Annotated in this window: 18 protein-coding genes; 3 read left to right on the top strand and 15 right to left on the bottom strand. The window is 36.4% G+C overall.

The genetic code is table 11. The features are described from left to right. Positions 1–2: 2 nt before the first annotated feature. From NCCP28_RS12045 to NCCP28_RS12020, 6 genes are all read right to left on the bottom strand, one after another. Positions 3–770, bottom strand: a complete 768-nt coding sequence (locus tag NCCP28_RS12045) for an ABC transporter permease (protein ID WP_248561786.1) — start codon at positions 768–770, stop codon at positions 3–5. Between the two features lie 220 nt (positions 771–990). Then, positions 991–1,983: an aliphatic sulfonate ABC transporter substrate-binding protein gene (locus NCCP28_RS12040; RefSeq protein WP_248561642.1), complete on the bottom strand. Its 993-nt coding sequence runs from the start codon at positions 1,981–1,983 to the stop codon at positions 991–993. An 82-nt stretch (positions 1,984–2,065) separates the two neighbouring features. Next, positions 2,066–2,842, bottom strand: coding sequence for an ABC transporter ATP-binding protein (locus NCCP28_RS12035; RefSeq protein WP_248561641.1), 777 nt, complete (start codon positions 2,840–2,842; stop codon positions 2,066–2,068). Between the two features lie 248 nt (positions 2,843–3,090). Next, on the bottom strand, positions 3,091–3,693 hold the full coding sequence (locus NCCP28_RS12030) for a TetR/AcrR family transcriptional regulator (protein ID WP_248561640.1): 603 nt from the start codon (positions 3,691–3,693) through the stop codon (positions 3,091–3,093). A gap of 438 nt (positions 3,694–4,131) precedes the next feature. Continuing rightward, the gene (locus NCCP28_RS12025; protein WP_248561639.1) at positions 4,132–5,379 is read right to left on the bottom strand and encodes an MFS transporter; all 1,248 of its coding nucleotides are present in this window, start codon (positions 5,377–5,379) and stop codon (positions 4,132–4,134) included. A gap of 33 nt (positions 5,380–5,412) precedes the next feature. Beyond that, positions 5,413–5,868, bottom strand: a complete 456-nt coding sequence (locus NCCP28_RS12020; protein WP_248561638.1) for a CBS domain-containing protein — start codon at positions 5,866–5,868, stop codon at positions 5,413–5,415. Between the two features lie 175 nt (positions 5,869–6,043). On the opposite strand from NCCP28_RS12020, the gene NCCP28_RS12015 reads away from it, so the two are divergent. Next, positions 6,044–6,469, top strand: a complete 426-nt coding sequence (locus tag NCCP28_RS12015) for a MarR family winged helix-turn-helix transcriptional regulator (RefSeq protein WP_248561637.1) — start codon at positions 6,044–6,046, stop codon at positions 6,467–6,469. A 203-nt stretch (positions 6,470–6,672) separates the two neighbouring features. Here the strand turns inward: NCCP28_RS12015 and NCCP28_RS12010 are convergent, their stop codons facing one another. The 3 genes from NCCP28_RS12010 to NCCP28_RS12000 form a co-directional block, all read right to left on the bottom strand. Further along, entirely contained in the window at positions 6,673–7,416 is a 744-nt protein-coding gene (locus NCCP28_RS12010) for a glucose 1-dehydrogenase (RefSeq protein ID WP_248561785.1), read from the bottom strand. A gap of 98 nt (positions 7,417–7,514) precedes the next feature. Continuing rightward, positions 7,515–8,048: a hypothetical protein gene (locus NCCP28_RS12005; protein ID WP_248561636.1), complete on the bottom strand. Its 534-nt coding sequence runs from the start codon at positions 8,046–8,048 to the stop codon at positions 7,515–7,517. Positions 8,049–8,286: 238 nt separating this feature from the next. Continuing rightward, positions 8,287–8,856, bottom strand: a complete 570-nt coding sequence (locus NCCP28_RS12000) for a helix-turn-helix domain-containing protein (RefSeq protein ID WP_248561635.1) — start codon at positions 8,854–8,856, stop codon at positions 8,287–8,289. Between the two features lie 112 nt (positions 8,857–8,968). Between NCCP28_RS12000 and NCCP28_RS11995 the strand changes: the two genes are divergently transcribed. Next, positions 8,969–10,186, top strand: coding sequence for an MFS transporter (locus NCCP28_RS11995; RefSeq protein ID WP_248561634.1), 1,218 nt, complete (start codon positions 8,969–8,971; stop codon positions 10,184–10,186). A 203-nt stretch (positions 10,187–10,389) separates the two neighbouring features. Here NCCP28_RS11995 and NCCP28_RS11990 read toward each other — a convergent pair whose 3' ends face one another. From NCCP28_RS11990 to NCCP28_RS11965, 6 genes are all read right to left on the bottom strand, one after another. Beyond that, positions 10,390–12,186, bottom strand: coding sequence for a DUF2201 family putative metallopeptidase (locus NCCP28_RS11990; protein WP_248561633.1), 1,797 nt, complete (start codon positions 12,184–12,186; stop codon positions 10,390–10,392). After that, positions 12,183–13,247, bottom strand: coding sequence for an AAA family ATPase (locus NCCP28_RS11985; protein WP_248561632.1), 1,065 nt, complete (start codon positions 13,245–13,247; stop codon positions 12,183–12,185). Before NCCP28_RS11985 ends, NCCP28_RS11990 begins: the two co-directional genes overlap by 4 nt. A gap of 188 nt (positions 13,248–13,435) precedes the next feature. Further along, positions 13,436–14,791: a beta-N-acetylhexosaminidase gene (nagZ, locus tag NCCP28_RS11980; RefSeq protein ID WP_248561631.1), complete on the bottom strand. Its 1,356-nt coding sequence runs from the start codon at positions 14,789–14,791 to the stop codon at positions 13,436–13,438. Next, the gene (locus NCCP28_RS11975) at positions 14,788–14,925 is read right to left on the bottom strand and encodes a hypothetical protein (RefSeq protein ID WP_248561630.1); all 138 of its coding nucleotides are present in this window, start codon (positions 14,923–14,925) and stop codon (positions 14,788–14,790) included. The genes nagZ and NCCP28_RS11975 overlap by 4 nt, the downstream gene beginning before the upstream one ends. 182 nt (positions 14,926–15,107) lie before the next feature. Next, on the bottom strand, positions 15,108–15,542 hold the full coding sequence (locus tag NCCP28_RS11970) for a peptidylprolyl isomerase (RefSeq protein ID WP_248561629.1): 435 nt from the start codon (positions 15,540–15,542) through the stop codon (positions 15,108–15,110). 66 nt (positions 15,543–15,608) lie between these two features. Beyond that, entirely contained in the window at positions 15,609–16,253 is a 645-nt protein-coding gene (locus NCCP28_RS11965) for a peptidylprolyl isomerase (RefSeq protein ID WP_248561628.1), read from the bottom strand. Positions 16,254–16,750: 497 nt separating this feature from the next. Here NCCP28_RS11965 and NCCP28_RS11960 point away from each other — a divergent pair, with 497 nt between their 5' ends. Continuing rightward, a complete protein-coding gene (locus NCCP28_RS11960) occupies positions 16,751–17,452 on the top strand; it encodes a CAP domain-containing protein (protein WP_248561627.1) in 702 nt (233 codons plus the stop codon). The last annotated feature ends 123 nt before the right edge of the window (positions 17,453–17,575 follow it).

The following is a 17,575-nucleotide window of genomic DNA, read 5'->3' as shown; positions in this document are numbered from 1 at the left end:
TCTTATTGGCCTCCTTTAAAAGTATCCTGCCATTTTAGGCATTTTCTTTCTAAAAATAACACAGCTGAATCAGAAAGCTTGCCGAGAAGAGCAAACACAATAATGCCGACAAATACGACTGTTATTATTGAAAACGCGCGGGCGTCATTAATGAGATAACCAATTCCTGAAGTAGACCCCATCATTTCAGCTACAACAAGACCTAACCATGCAACTCCAATTGACAGCCTGATGCCAAGGAAAATATTGGGCAATGCAGATGGCACAATAAGCTTCGTAATAATTTTCCAACGGCTAAATTCTAGTACGCGGGCAACATCAAATAATTTACTATCAACAGAACGAATCCCTAAAAAAGTATTCACGTATAATGGGAAAAATGAACCTTTTGCAATCAGTAATATTTTAGAAGACTCTCCAAAACCGAACCATAAAATAAATAATGGTGCAATAGCCAAATGAGGAAGAGTTCTTAGCATTTGTAACGAGGGATCGAGCAAACGCTCTGTTTTATATGAAACTCCGACCCAAATCCCTGCAGCAAGCCCTAGACTTCCTCCTAATAAAAATCCTAGAAAGGCTCGCCAAGCAGATATTCCTAAATGCTTTGCTAATTCGCCTGAATAAGTCAGTGCGGCAAATTCTTGTAAAATCTCGCTTGGAGTCGGCAATAATAGAGGGTTCAACAATCCCATCACCCCAGCTACTTCCCACGACACAAGAAGCACAATAGGAAGTGCCAATCCTAATAAAGCATTGTTAAGTTTAATAGATTGTAAATTTCCCTTCGTTCGTTTTTTTTTCTTTGATTAGTTGGACCGATAAACTTTTTGTCAACTATTTCCGCTTCTCGCATTATAACCCTCCTTTTTATTCTTCATTAAATTTTTTATAGTTAGTAAATAAAGGCGCAGGGATCGATAGCCCTTTTTAGAGTCTTCTTTAAGACAGAATCGATCCCAAGAATATATATTCAACTTTTTATTTGAATTATTTTAAAGCCTCTTCAATGTATTGATTGTCAAATACCTCTTTTACGTTAATTTCTTGGCGAATTGTTTTAAGTGAATATTGGAAGTCTGCTGTTTTTTGCTGTTCTTTAATAATTTCACCGCTGACCGGTATGTTGATGATTAATCCTCGATCTAATGTACCCTCAATCACATCAGTTGGTGTGTTGCGTTCTTTTGCATAACGTTCAATTGCTTCGTCTTTATTTTGCTTTTCCCATTCTAGAGCTTTATTGAATACTTCTAAATATAATGTAACGAGATCAGAATGTTTTTCAGCAAATTCTGTTCTTACAATTTGGAAGGAAGGGGATAGAATGCCAAGCTGTTCTCCATCTACTAGCACCTTTGCTTTATCTGTAAGTACATTAAGTGAAATATATGGATCCCAGGTTGCCCAGGCATCTACACCGCCAGACTCAAATGCTGCTTGAGCTTCATCTGGCTGCAATTGAATGATTTCTGTATCAGCCACATTGATTCCAGCTTCGTCAAGCCCCCGATACAGGAAATTGAAAGCATTACTTCCTTTTACAACAGCAATTTTTTTTCCTTTTAAATCTTTAAGGCTATTAATCTTGCTATCCTTAGGTAAAATAATACCTACATTGTTCTTTCCATCAATCGTTTGAGAAATTACAGTAAATGGAATGTTTGCTGCTTGTGCTGCAATAATAGGCATGTTGCCAAGCAATGCAAAATCCAATTTATTAGAGGCCATTGCTTCTGTCATTGGCGGACCGCTTTGAAACTCTTTCCATTCCACCTTTGCGCCTTTTTTAGCAAATTCTTCTTCAAACCACTTTTCTTCGCGTGCCTTGCCAAATACTCCGCCACTGCCTTGAATTCCAATTGTAACAACAACTTCGTCTTTATTATCATTTGAATCGCTGTTTGTCTTAGAGCTAGCACATCCTGTTAATAATATTCCCGCTATTAAAATAGTGAAAATTGAATACCAAAAATTTTTCATAAAGATTCCTCCATTTGTTTATATAAAATATCTAGTTTAATCTCTTTTATTCCCCAATACTTCATTAGCATTTGTTTAGCTATTAAATTCCACCCCCTGAATTAAAAACTGCTTCTTCTACTTTTTCAAACTCATTTAATACTGTTCTGCGCACATCTTGGAATCCAATTGAAGTTCTTTTTCTAGGAAAAGAAAGTTCAATTGGCAGTACAGACTGTATATGGCCTGGTCTTGGTTGCATAATCACGACCTTCTGACCAAGGAAAACAGCTTCGTCGATGTCATGTGTTACAAATAACATGGTTGTTTTGTTTTTTTGCCAAATATCAAGCAGCACTTCTTGCATATGAGACCTTGTAAATGCATCTAATGCACCGAATGGTTCATCAAGCAGCAGCACATCTGGATTTCTAAGAAGTGCCCGTGCAATAGAAACACGCTGTGCCATGCCGCCAGAAAGCTCACGAGGATAAGCCTTCTCAAATCCTTGCAGACGAACGAGTTCAATCAATTCCTCCACTTTTTTCCGTACATTCGGTTGTTTTAGAGATAAGTCGCCAGCAATATTGTTCTCAACTGTCAGCCACGGAAATAACCTAGGTTCTTGAAAAATAATTCCTTTTTCAATACTTGGTCCATCAATTGGCTTATCGTTTAAAAGAACATGGCCTTCGTATTCAGTATCGAGTCCAGCAATGATTTTTATTAAAGTGCTTTTTCCGCATCCACTTGGGCCGATGATTGTATAAAATTCACCTTTTTTAACCTTTAACTGAACATCATGTAAGGCGATTATATTACCTTTCGGTGTCGAAAATGTTTTATTTAACTGTTCAATGATCAGGGTTTCTTTAGACATTAAAATTCACCTTTCTTATTAAACTTATTTATTCTACCTGTTTAGTTGGAATTAGATAAAAAAATAAGAGATTTAACGAATTGAATAAAGTACATACATATGTACTTTTACATTAATCATCAAATCTCCAGTGGTCTGGTCAATTTTGCTTATTAAATTTATGTAATTCTTACAGGATGAATTTAGATTCATTTTGTTGTCATTATTCTAACATTCAATTTTTATAATTGTCAAACTTTTTTTGAAAATCAGTGAGTTTTTTGTGCGAAAAGTTGAATAATTCCTTCCACATCAATATTCACAGGAATTTCATAACCAGGTACCCGCTGGAGTGTTAATCCTTGTATAAGACTTACAAAATAAAAGGCAACTTCCAATGGAACGCCACTTTTTATAGTTCCATTCTCCTGTCCTTCACGTATAATAGCCGAAATTGGTTCTAAGTTACGTGTAAAACGCCTTGTTACCGTATCTCTTAATTCACCATGTATGGTTTCATTGCTGCGTACGCTTTGGAGCAAAATAGTATATGCCCAGTTACTTTTTAAATCTAGCCAAATTGTACATATCTCTCGTAATTTATCCAAAGAGTTCATATCAGAATTTTCAGCAATGTTTTTTGTAAAGACACGGTATTCCTCCTGTCCTTTTCTTGCTACCTCTTTTAAGATATCATCTTTTGATTTAAAGTAAGTATAGACACTTCCAACACTTATTTTAGATTCTCGAGCGATATCTTTAATCTCAACAGAACTTACTCCTTTCTTTGCAATGGCATGTAATGCACATTCTAATATATGCTGCTTTCGTTCCCACCTCATTTGTTTATCTTTTTCAATATTTCTAGCCATATATGGTACTCCTCCTTTTATTCAATATTGAGACTATTATACAAGAAAATAAATACTAGTAAAATTAAAACTATGCTGTTGTTTACAATTTTTGCAATAGGTGGAGTTGGTATGCTTGTCCTTATTGGAAGACTCTTTTACTTGTTGTTCATTCTTGAATTTGCGTTTTGTGTATAGCAAAAATCTATTAATTAGAGATAGATCTGGCTCCTGCTAATGGATATTTTAGTTATAGTTTCCTAAGAAAATTGTATTTTCTCTGCTTCTCAATAAAATGAGTTCAGTTTTGGAGAACAAAGTATAAAATACCACAATAATTATTAGAGACTGTCTAATAATTCCTAAAATAAAAAAAGGAGAAGAAAAACAATTTGTTTTTCTTCCCCTTTTTTTGATTTCTATTTATTTTACAGGAAAAAATAGTAGATCGTTTTTTTATTAATGCCCTGCATATGCTTCATCGACATGTTTGACATGTTTATGATTGGCCGCAATAAAGATAACAGATATTAATACAAATGCAGCTCCCACATAAAATGGAACACTTTGATTAAACCATTCGGCCAGTTTCCCTGCAAAATATGGTGCTAATGCGCCGCCGATAAAACGAAGGAAGCTGTATGCAGCTGATGCTGTTGCTCGTTCGACTGGTGCCGAATTCATGACTGCTGTAGTGATTAAAGTATTGTTGTTTCCTAATAAAGCTCCAGCAATGATAACTGCTGCAATAACGACCCATTGAGTAGACGTCCAAATTCCCATTGCAAGCAATACAAGGGCAAATAAAGTTAACATAAGGCACATGGATTTGATGGTTCCTATCCATCTTTGCAGAATAGGAGCCGTAAAAACAGAGGTAACCGCAAGCAAGATTCCCCATCCAAGGAATACAAAGCCGATTCCATGCTCATCCAGTCCCATCACAAATGGCGCGTATGCAAGCAGTGTAAAAAACCCAAAATTATAAAGGGCTGCGCCAATCCCAAAAACCAATAGAGAACGATGCTTTAAAGCTAAAAAAGGATCTTTGATAGACGTTTTTACTTGAACGCCTTGCTGTTTTGCTTTAGTGGATGGCATTAAAGTAATAAGTCCAATAAATGCAATAACCATTAGGCAAGCCACGCCAAAAAATGGTCCTCTCCATGACATGCCGCCAAGCCAGCCGCCAAGCAATGGACCTACAGAAATGCCAAGCCCAATCGCTGCTTCATACAGAATGATCGCTTTTGCGGTACCGCTCGTAGAAAGAGAAACAATCGCTGCCAAGGCGGTTGCGACAAACAATGCATTGCCAAGTCCCCAGCCTCCGCGAAATCCAACAAGAGCCCAAATATTATTCGAAAGACCGCCAAGTCCTGCGAAAATGGCAATGATGACAATCCCAGACAAAAGAGTCCATTTGATTCCAAGCCTTGAAGAAATCATGCCAGTAATCAACATGGCAACTGCCATTACTCCATTATAGCTGGTAAAAAGAAGCGTTACTTGGCTTGGAGTGGCATTAAGCTGCTTGGAAATTGCCACTAAAATAGGATCGACAAGACCAAGTCCCATAAAAGCAATAATACAGGCAAAAAAAACTGCCCATACTGCTTTTGGCTGGCTGAAAAAGCTGCTCTTTTCTTTTGTCAAAAGATCATGTTGTGAAGATAAAGAATTTGTCGTTTTCGTGGATGATGACATATATCATTCTCCTTTTTGTATATTTTTATCAAGTTAAAGCAATTCTTTAGAAGTATGTCGAATGACATCTCCGCGGCTAATAACGCCGACTAGCACTCCATTTCGTTCCACAGGAAGCTTTTTAATGCGTTTTTTTCCCAATAAAGCGGCAATATTTTCTACTTCTTCCTGGACAGAAACAGAAATCACCTTTTTCTGTGCAATTGTTAACACATTTAAATTTAACAGTCGCTCTTGTCTTTCCTCAAATCCTTCATTATCTCCTTTAATGGAAAATGTGTAATAAAACGAGTCGACAATCCAATCTTCATGTTTGCCGATATAGCGCAATATATCTCCATCACTGATATAACCTGTTATTTCATTTTTATCATTAACAACAGGCAATCCGCTTATTTGATGTTCAATAAATTTTTCAATAACAGTCCGAACTGTATCGTCTTCTTTTACTTTGTATACTTCTGAGATCATTATTTCATGCGCTTGCATATAATCACCGCCTTTGTGTTTATCAAATAAAGTTGTATGATGAAACCATATAATTGTATTATACAACTATTTTACATTATGTCAATATGATAATCAGTATAAGATCTTCTCGTTTTGCTGGACTATCACCTTATGGTAAGATAAATATACGAACAGATAAAGTGAGGAAAAAAATATGAACGATTCATCTGTGGAAATCATTGATATCGAGTTGTCGGTGCTTATTCGCCGTGTTACTTCTGCAAGCAGAAAAATAGGCCATCTTGATCGCTCTGCCTATCTATTGCTCCACCGCATCCTTTCTCAAGGTCCTGCTGGGGTCAAAACGCTTGCAGATGAATCCCGTTTAGATATTTCCACTATAAGCAGACAAACTGCTGCTCTGGAGCAAAAAGGCTATGTAGTCAGAAATCCGGATTTAGTGGACAAAAGGGCCTATACCCTCGAGATTACGGATTTGGGCAGAAAAGAGTTTCATGAACACCAAAAGCTTCGTTTTACCGCAATCAAAGAAGTGCTGAAAGAATGGCCAGAAGAAGAAAGACAATTATTTGGAATCCTCTTAAAAAAATACAATCAAGCCTCATTAAAAAAAGAATAAGCCATTAATAAAAGCAAGTTCTTTTCCTTAGAAAAAATTGAGGGAAGCTTGCTTTTTGCTGCCTAAGATCTGTCCATTCCACTATTTATACATTAAACTAAAATGGTATATTAGAGTCTGCTATTTTCCAAGAAGTATTAACTGGATCTATCTCTAGGCAAACATAAAAAAGCGCTGGCTCTTATGGCAACCAGCGCCTTTTCTTATTCCTCATAAATCATTTTCACCGTCATGCCCCCATCAACGGTAAGGTTTGTGCCTGTAATAAAATCATTGTCTTTATTGGTTAAAAATAAGCAGGCTCTCGCAATATCTTCTGGTTTTCCCACTCGCTTAGATAAATGCTGATCATGGTCTATGTCTCTTAATTCTTTATAGTGTTTGGTTTCAATCCAACCAGGGGAAATGCTGTTTACCGTAATGCGGTCACTTGCCAAACTATTGGCAAGTGCATGGGTAATTGCCATAATTCCTCCTTTGCTGGCACTATAGGCTTCTGTATTTGCTTCCGACATATAAGCGCGCGTCGATGAAATATTGACAATGGAGCCGCCTTTTGCCTTTCGCATATATTTTGCCGCTTCCCGGGAACAAAGGAATACGCTGCGCAAATTGGTATTTAAGGCATCGTCCCATTCTTCAATGGTGACATCATATATGGATTTAAACAGTCCTTTACCGGCATTATTCACCAAAATATCTATTTGTCCATATGTATCGACCGTTTTTTGGAATAAAGCAAAAATATCTTCTTCTTTCCTTACATCTGTTTGGAGAAAAATGGCTTGATCGGCATTTTCCAGCTCATCCATAAATGCTTGTCCCGCTGTTCCATCTATATCGGCTAAAACTACTTTTGCTCCTTCTTCTATATATGCTTTTGCAATACCCTTGCCGATGCCATTGCTTGCACCAGTCACAACCACAACTTTATCAAAAAATTTCATCATAAAACCTCACTTTCTTTACGAGTTACTTGGTTTTATAGTAGCAAAAGAAAATAACAATGGCGAACAAATTGCTTTTGCTGAAGACAAGCTTCTTATTATTCCACACTTGCATCGTCCAATCTGATTTCAGCGACTCCTCCGCCTCTGACGCACCAAAATTCTAAAGTGATCTTGTGCTTATGGTCAATATAACCAATAATGTCTGCTCCCTGTTCATTGCTTTTATAATAATTATTGCCATATAAAGAAATAACCTTTTCTTTGTTATCGCCTAATGCAATGCCTTTTGCAGTATGAAGAGGAGAATCACCTGAATTATCATCTGTATCTGTTATAATGAGCCGCATAATAGAGCCTTTTTCTTTGCCAGAATGTAATGAAGCGGTTAGCAATCCATTTTTCCAATGATAGTAGTCATAAAAACTATTATTGTCTTTGCTTAAAGGACTGCCGTATTTTTTGACAAAAGAAGAACTATTTATATTTTCATGCAGCACTGTCCCGCCAATCTCCTCATTAGAAAGATTGGTGGATTTTGTCCATTTTTCTGATAAAGAAGAACTATAATAAAAAGTGATCACTGCTATTAGCAAAACAAACAAAATAAAAATGACACGTTTTTTCTTCATTTTTCCTCCATATTTTAATTGTTATTTATATCATTAAAATATCAGCTTATTTATTGTTTTGCAATAAAATTTTATTCTTTTACAATTAGATGATTAAAAATTTTTTAAATGCAATTTTTAATATAATTAATTAATATTGGATGCGTAAAATTTAAACTGTTCTTTTGCTAATAAAAGACCAACTAAATAAATAGAAATTTTATAAATCCTTGTCCTTCTAATTGGTCTTTTAGTGTATTTATAGTGTTTGATTTACATCTTTATAGGTCAGCGATAGCATTAAATGTACTTTTTCATCTGAACGATTTATATATGTGTGCATTTCTTCCCCTTTAAATTTCATAACATCCCACTGATGCAATAGATGATGCATTTTTCCTACCTTGATTTCCAATTGACCATTTAATACAAGTATTGTTTCCTCAGAACCTGCCAAATGAAACTCACTGTACTCGCTATTTGGCTCTATGCATGCTCTATACCACTCCATTGTGCCAAATGTCTTAAATAAAGGGTCGACAAACCAATCATTATTCGGCCCATTGAAATGGGGATCAACCCCAAAGCGATATACTTCTGTTTTTTCTTCAAAAACGAGCAACGATGCTAGCGGAATCGTTAATCCTCTGCATATTTTCCAAAGAATATTAAGTGTGGGATTTGCTTCTCCTCTTTCAATTTTTCCTAATGTTAATTTGCTGACATTGCTTTTCTCCGCCAATTCTTCTAGACTAATTTTTCTTTGTCTGCGAATTTCTCTTAGATTCCTTCCGACCTGGCTATATAATTCCATATTTTCTTCCATCATATTTTCCCTCCTTTCCTATTGCTTTCACCTAAAAAGTATATTATAGTATGCAAATGAGTTAATGATAGTATATCAGATAACTATCTATCTGTTCAAAAAGGGGGTTTTCCTAATGGAAAAACCAAAAAAGATTTATATAATTTGGAGTATTTTTGCATTGTTTATGATATCTATGAACTTACGTGCTCCCATCACATCCATTTCTCCAGTTTTGGAAAATATAAAAACAGACTTGCATATGTCCAGCATGTCCATGAGTTTATTGACTGCACTTCCTGTTTTTTGCATGGGAATTTTCGCTCCTATTGCCGGAAAACTAAGTGAACGCTTTGGACTAGAATTGACGATTGCATTATCTATTTTATTGATTGGGGCGGCAACAGCTCTGCGCCTTGTTGCCTCCATTCCTTTTCTATTATTATTGACCGCTGTATTTGCGGGCATTGGTATTGCAATTGCAGGACCGCTTATCTCTGGATATATTAAAAAGAATTTCCCTGCCTCTTCCTCTTCCATGATCGGTGTTTATTCAGCAGGGATGGGGATTGGCGCGTCACTTAGCGCAGGATTCGTTGTACCTGTTATGCATGCGTTCCACAATTCTTGGAACAATGCTTTGGCGATTTGGGCAGTTTTTGCAGTCGCCGGAATTATTGGTTGGGTGCCGATTATCAAAACGGCTCGTCAACAAAAAGTGACAGAAGAAAAATCAATCATGCAAAAAAGCCGATTGCCTTGGGGTAATCGTTATGCTTGGCTGCTTACGATTATTTTTGGCCTGCAATCTGGCATCTACTATTCCCTTGCAACATGGCTGGCGCCAAAAGTGCAGGAAAATGGATATAGTGCGACATATGCAGCAACAGCAGTTACCGTTTTTTCCATAACCCAAATGATTGCAAGCTTTGTTATTCCAACGCTAATCAATAATCGCTCCAATCGAAAGCCTTGGATGATGTTATGTGCTTTATTTTCCTTTGTTGGCATTATCTTATTGATGCTCGGGGATATTCCTCCAATCATCAGTGCTGCCTTAATGGGGATAGGTGCTGGCGGATTATTTCCAATAACCATGATTCTTCCTTTGGATGCAACATCTACACCAAAGGATGCCAGCCAATGGACAGCAATGATTCAATTCGGCGGCTACATGCTAAGCGGTTTTATTCCGATATTTGTTGGCGCAGTAAAGGATATAACCCATACGTATAATATTGCATTTTTAGCCTTATTATTTATTCTAGCTGCATTAATGCTATTGACTTCACAAGTTAGATCGAAAAACCAACCAGCTTCTTCTCTTGATGAGATAAAAACATTAGGAGCATAAACAAAAGCAAATCCCAATCTTTCTATTTGCAGCAAAGAGAGAATGGGATTTGCTTTTGTTTGTATAAAAAAATGGCTTTATTGCTTCTTTTTTTGTTGTTTTTGCGTCAGTTTTTTTGAAATAGCTATTTTTCGACAAAATTAATTTTCTTCTGAAATTTCCGCTTTATAAGAATATCCAAATTTATTGACAACCTTTTTACGCTATTTCATTCGAAAAACTTCTCCTTTTGCGATAAATGGAAGTCTTGCTCCTTCTGGCAAAACAAAAGCATGAGTTCCTGGCACAGACAGCCTGTCAATTTCACCGTCTGTAATAATAAGGATAGGTCCTTGTTTAGGAAAGTCTTCTGTATTTCTTAAAAAAGAGATGGCTGGCTGCACAATGGTGCCGCCTCTTCCTTTCACTTTTACCTTATCCATTAATGCTTCTGGCGCTAGGTAACCTGCATCATAGTAAGATGCATCACAATATACGACTCGCACACGCTCGACATCTCTTGCGATTGCATAACTTGCAATGATGCCTAAAGCTTTTCCGAGAAGTCCCCGATCCATACTGCCGGAAGTATCAATCACAACAGCAAAAGTCCTCCCATCTTCTTCATCACTTCGATTGATCCATCTAGGTCTTGCTATATTAGGTGTAGAACCTTGTCTTCTGCTTGGCCTCTGATAGGTTCTTATTTTTTCAATCGGTTGGAATAATCGGTCAAACCATCTCGAAAGTTCCACATCCCATGGGATTGGCGGTTGCGAAAGGCTTTTGATTTCTTCTACTAATCCTTCGGGCAAATAGCCTCTGTCTTGGGAAAAGTGATAGGTTAATCCTTCTCGCAACGCTCGCCGATAAAATGCATCTAAGTCCATTCCTTTCGAATGATCCCAAAAATCAGCTTCATTTCTATCTATTATGTCCACACTTGAAATCCCGCGGAATGTCCTTAATTTCCTATATAAACGCATGTCAATTACCATTCGGTCGTAAACGGATTCAGCGGACAGTCCTTTTAATTCCGGGTCATAAAGTCCCCCTATAGCTGGCATATCTCCAATTTGCATTTCAATCAGCCAGCCGTTTATAACAAAATCACATGCTACATTCCAAAGATAAGGATCTCTCCCTCTTCTTCTTTTTGAATGACTTAACCCTGCATGGAGCAATTCATGTGCCATCACAAATTTCATTTCTTCATCCGTCAAATTGGCAGCAGTATTTATATAGATTTCTTTTGTCTCCATAGAAATGGCTGCAATCGAAACTTGCTCCCTTATACAAATTTGCGGGTCCTCTATTATGTCAAATGTACTGGCTAAAGCTCCCAATAAGGGATAGCTGCTTAAAAACCATTCCTTTGCCAATATAGCAGGTGTTTTTCTTCCTTCACCAGCTATATTGGCAGTATGTCCACCTGCCACGCTTACTGCTGCTTTTACCGCATTAGTTAATCCTTCTTGAAATAATTGCTCATATGTTACATTGCTTCTCCAATAATAGTCAAGATCCCCATTATAAAACATATCCCTTTTACCAGGCATTGTGCTATAGCCTTTTAAATAATCAGGAAATTCTTCTGCTAAAAGCTTTTCATATAAAGACTTTTCCGATTTTATATTTTCATAGATGGAATTGGCAAAGGGCTGTGGCGCTTTGCCAAATTTTAATTGCGCAAGAAAACTGGTTATATACACATCACATGCAATATTCCAATATTCTTGATTATTCATCAACTTTTTTTGGGGATGATTTAATGCCAAATGCAATAAACAATGAGCAATAATATAGGCCCATTCATCTGGAGCAGCTTTTTTATTGCTATTTAAAAAAATGTTCCCGCTACTTTCTACATAGGCCCACTCTTCCTTCTCCATTTCAAGAAAATTTATATCCACTGTCTCAAAAATCGGAATAAACAATGGAAAAGAATTAACTAGTTTTGCTCCTTGTTCTATTAGCTTTTTGTTTTTTCCACCTTGTGAATTTATTTTTTTTTTGCTCATAACTTTCCATCTCTTTTTGCAACCAATCTTGGAAGATCGCGGATAACCTCCATCATAAACCAAGAAGGAATAGATTCTCCTTTGTTTTCAGACATAACCATTTGAGCCATTTCTAAACTAATCGATGATAGTTCTTTAATTAATTCCTTTGCTCGGATCGCTAACTGCCGCTGATTTGTTGAAACAGCATCCTTTTCAATGGGCAGTTCTTTGATTAATTGTGCGCGAAAAGACTGTGCTAAAAAATATAATACATCTCTTTCTTCTGGTTTTTCTGGCCACTTTAATTCGCCCGATATAATTTTTGCAATGGCATATCGATTGTTTACTTGTTTCATAAATGCCCGAAACTGCACAGCTGTATGTGGAGACAAGCAGGCAGATGCCAATACTTCCAGCTGTTTTTCTGTTATATTTTCCCCATACTCATAAATGCAGTCGCTTAAAATATGCCAAGATCGAGGGGTAGAAAAAGGCTCTTCACTTTTTGGCGGTTCATTCCATAAATGATCTGGCCGAAGCTGGATATATTCAATAACATATGGATGAATTTCCTTTGCATAAGCCCAGTGCAGCCAATCTTTATGGGAAGCTCTTAACTGTACATGCACCATACGATTAATTAATGCAGAAGACATAGGTTTTACAATGGCGCTGTCTTGAGCACGATTTCCAGCTCCAATGACAATGGATCCTTTTGGCAAATGATATTCGCCAATTTTTTTATCATGTATTAAACTATAAAATGCCTTCTGCACTTCTTGAGAACATGCATTCAGTTCATCCAAAAACAGCACATATGGTTTTGTTCTTGCAATTTGTTTAGGTGGACAAAAAACACTATAATCATTTTCTATTTTGGGAACGCCTATAATGTCTTCTGGCGCCAGCTGGCTTCCAAGTAAGGAAACACAGTCCATTCCAACTTCATCAGCAAAGTTTTCTACTATCGAAGATTTGCCGATTCCTGGAGCGCCCCATATAAATACAGGTCTGACTGGTGCAACATTTAATAGGAATTCATACAATTCTGTTTGTGTAACCGATAAAATATTATGCAATCATTTATTCCCCATTCATTTTTTCCATTATTATACCATTTTCCTATAAGGCCATGGTTATATTCAATTTATAAATAAAAGCTTTATTTGGTTATTTTTTTCTATAATATTTTATATATATAATAATCATATAGAATGCGTAAAATTACTAAAAATAGAACAAGATAGCTTCTAAAAGCCCTCTTGTTCTATTTCCCTACAATTGATTCTGCCTCTACTGGATCGACTTGTGTCTTTTGTATTACAGTCAATTTATTAGTTAAAATTCTTTTTACTGCTTCATCAATTCTATTTTCTGATAAATATCCTGCTTTAACCTTTTCCTCTATTCCTTTGTACACTTTTTGCTGATTTTCAAATGTATGGCACACAAGAAGCACATCCGCTCCTGCTTCAATTGCCTTGCTGCCTAAATCTTCGTAAGTAAAATATTTATTAACAGCACCCATTTCTAAATCATCTGTCACTACAATTCCTGTAAATCCAAGTTCTTTTCGCAGCAGCTCTTGAATAATGATCGGAGAAATGCTGGCAGGATTTTTTTTATCATAAGCCGGATATTTAACATGTGTAACCATTACATAAAAGCGGTTATTATCAACATTATCAATCATTTTTTTAAATGGGTAAATATCTTTATTATACAAATCTCCTTTATCTACTTGTACAGAGGAGGAATCAATATGGGGGGCGACATTGCTGCGTCCATTCCCTGGAAAATGCTTTAATGTTGCCGTCATTCCTGAATCCATTAATCCTGCGACTACTTGACTGCCAAAAGTGCCTGTTTTCTCTGGTTCTATCCCAAAGGAACGGCTATCTGTATCAGATAAATCTAAAACAGGTGCAAAATTAACATTAAATCCCATTGCAGAAAGCTCCTTTCCTGTATGATACGCAACATTATAGGCTTCTTTTGGATTTTCCATTTTCCCGAGATTTTGTTGGGAAGGAATCGGTGACACCTTATCTTTCATCCGAACGATTTGGCCGCCCTCTTGATCCACGCTTAACGTTAATGGAATTTGATGTTTATTTTCTAGCGCAAGATTTTGCAGCTGGTTGTTTAATAATGCCACTTGCTCCGGATTTTCCATATTGCGGTCAAATAGAATCACTCCTCCCACTTTATACTCTTGAATCATTTTTTTAATCTGTGCATCCACTTGACTGCTTTGAAATCCAACTACTAATAGCTGGCCAATTTTTTCTTGTAAAGACATATCTTTTACTAAACTATTTACCTTTTCTTCCATCGTCTTATTCTTTGCGAAAAAAGTAGGCACTTTTCCTTCAACAGGGGTGAATACTTCCGATGCATTTTGTTCTTTTTGATTATCTTTGCTGTTCTTTTTTGTCCCCTTCTCCTTATCAGCTACATTAACTGCTGCTGTTTTTGCGGGAATTTCTTCTTTTTTTTCTTTTGCTAAAGAAGATTCATACAAAAGATAGACAGTAAGGCTTACTGCAATAACAGAGAGGAAAACAGCAATGCTAAGCAGGGATACAGGTGAAAATCGTTTGTTTGTTCGAGATTTCCTCATTGCCCCTCAACCTTTGAACTTGCTTTAGAAAGTTCTGGGTCATTAAGCAGCCATCTTCCATTTTCTCCAGCTAAATTCCAGTACTCTTCCCAATTTCCCGCTAAAGTTGTGCCATCTGTATGATTATGGATCATTTGCATCACTCCTTTTTATTTAAAAACGAATGACTAATTTCTCCTTCATAGTAGCCGTTGTTTTAACTTTCTATACTATGTTTGCAAATGGTTTTTATTAAAATTTATATGATTGAATGCGTAAAATTTATATGATTAAAAAAAACAGAACAGCTTTTAAAAGCCGTCCTGTTGATTTACTATTATTCAGTAATTTCTACTTTCTCCATTACATCGCCGTTTTTCATTGCTTTTACAGCGTCCATGCCTGAAGTTACTTTTCCGAATACAGTATGTACTCCGTTTAAATGCGGCTGTGGATCGTGAACGATAAAGAATTGGCTTCCTCCAGTGTTGCGTCCTGCATGCGCCATAGAAAGAGAACCTTCTACATGCTTATGAGGATTTCCTTCTGTTTCACAATTAATTGTGTAGCCAGGACCGCCTGTTCCTGTTCCGGTTGGACAACCTCCCTGACTTACAAAACCAGGGATAACACGGTGGAATGTTAATCCATTGTAGAATCCTTCTTTGATTAGCTTTTCAAAGTTAGCAACTGTTCCAGGTGCTTCGTTTGGATATAATTCAAATTCAATTTTTTCGCCATTTTGCATTAATATGTAACCTTTTTCTGCCATATTAAACAACTCCTTTTTCAAAATCAGCTTTTATCATACCACTTTTTTCTGCAGAAAGAAAACTTTTTACTTATTTGTTTCAGGTTCTGGGTATTCTTCCCCTTTTGTATCAACTGTTACTTTTTTCATAATTACATCTTCTAACGGTTTATCATTTTCATCTCTTCCAACATTTACGATTGTATCTACAATATCCATGCCGCTGATTACTTTTCCGAATGCTGCATATTCTCCGTCCAAACTTGCCTGGTCTGCAACCATAATAAAAAATTGCGATCCTGCAGAATCAGGGTCATTTGATCTTGCCATGCTGAGAATGCCTCTTTCATGTTTTAAGCCATTATCAAAACCATTTGAGCTAAATTCCCCTTTTATGCTGTAGCCAGGGTCCCCAGTTCCCTCCCCATTTGGATCTCCCCCCTGAATCATAAAATCAGGAATCACTCGGTGAAACGTCAAACCATCATAAAATCCTTTGTTTACTAGAGAAACAAAATTGCTTACTGTATTTGGGGCTACCTTTGGATACAACTCTATTTCGATTTTTTCCCCATCATTCATCTCAATCGTCACAAGTGGATTTTCTTTAATTTTATCTGCATAGTCAACATTGGAAGAATCGCTGGATTTATCTTCTTTTTTTGTTCCACAAGCTGCAAGCGAAACAATAGAAATTATTACAAGAAAACTAAATAAAAAATTTTTTTTCATATGTATAGGCTCCTCTATTTATGGTGTATGTACGATTATATTGTATATAAGTTGGGGAGGAGAGACAAGTTTTGAAAATAACAGCGAAAAAAATGATTTTTTCTTCCATTTTATTGATTGCACTGCATGATATACATCATTGTGACTATTATCAGTTCTTTATTCATTTTCACAAAAAAAAGTCTTGAATCCTTTCTACTTGAATAACGAGAGAACTAAAAACGAAATGCATTTTACTCTGCATAGCTTTTAGTTTGAGCTTATTTCCAATAAAAGAAACATTTCAATACTTTGTTTAAAATTACCGCCATTATTTTTGCGTACAAGATGAAAGACTAATGATATGTCAATATGGTTGCCTTTCCTCTGTATTGATTGAGTGGTATAAAAAATAGCTTTTGCAGGCAAAATTTTTTACACTTTTCTGTTTGCAATCATCCTGAAACTGAAAAGTTTTTGTCCATTATGCACCAATAAAAAACGAAGGAGCCAACATCATGAAATTCAATCATTTTTATAAAACCTTTTTTATCAGCACCCTTTTACTCACGCTTACCGCTTGTAATGATCATGATCAAGCACTAGACAAAGATAACTTTAAACATAACGATATGGACACAGTCTCTAGCTTAAAAACAAACAAAAATAGTGTAAATTATCCTCATACTATTGCAATAAAGGTTCAAGAAGCTAAATATCAGTCACGTGTCATTACTAATACAACAGATCAAAACACTAAAAATATACAGCAGCAAACTCAAGCACAAAGAAATCAGCCATCACTAGCTGCTGCTCCTAAAACTGCCGCAACTACTCAAGGGCAAAATGAATTTGTGGCAGCGGTCATTCAATTAACCAATGCTGAAAGGCAAAAAAATGGGCTTCCCGCTCTACAAGCTTATCCTGAATTAAATAACGTAGCAAATGTAAAAGCAAAAGATATGAATGAAAAAGGATATTTTTCACATACAAGTCCAACATATGGATCCCCATTTGACATGATGAGAGACTTTGGCATCACTTATCAGTCTGCAGGGGAAAACATTGCGCAAGGTCAACGGACACCTCAAGAAGTCGTAAACGCCTGGATGAACAGCGAAGGTCACCGAGCTAATATTTTAAACAAAAAATTCACACATATCGGGGTTGGATTTCAACAAACAGGATATGAATGGGTTCAAATGTTTGTAAAAAAATAATGAGAAACTTCAATCAGACTTTTATGGGCAGTTATCCCCATCTGGATTTCTCGTTTTTTTTATCAGTTTGAGGCGGAGATCAAAAATCGGATATATTTATGTAAATACGAGGTTGCCACATGT

Origin of the sequence: Niallia sp. NCCP-28 (assembly GCF_023168165.1) — a bacterium.
Classification (GTDB): domain Bacteria; phylum Bacillota; class Bacilli; order Bacillales; family Cytobacillaceae; genus Niallia.
The sequence above is the reverse complement of the archived record's forward strand: the minus strand, read 5'-3'. Positions and strand labels throughout refer to the sequence as shown.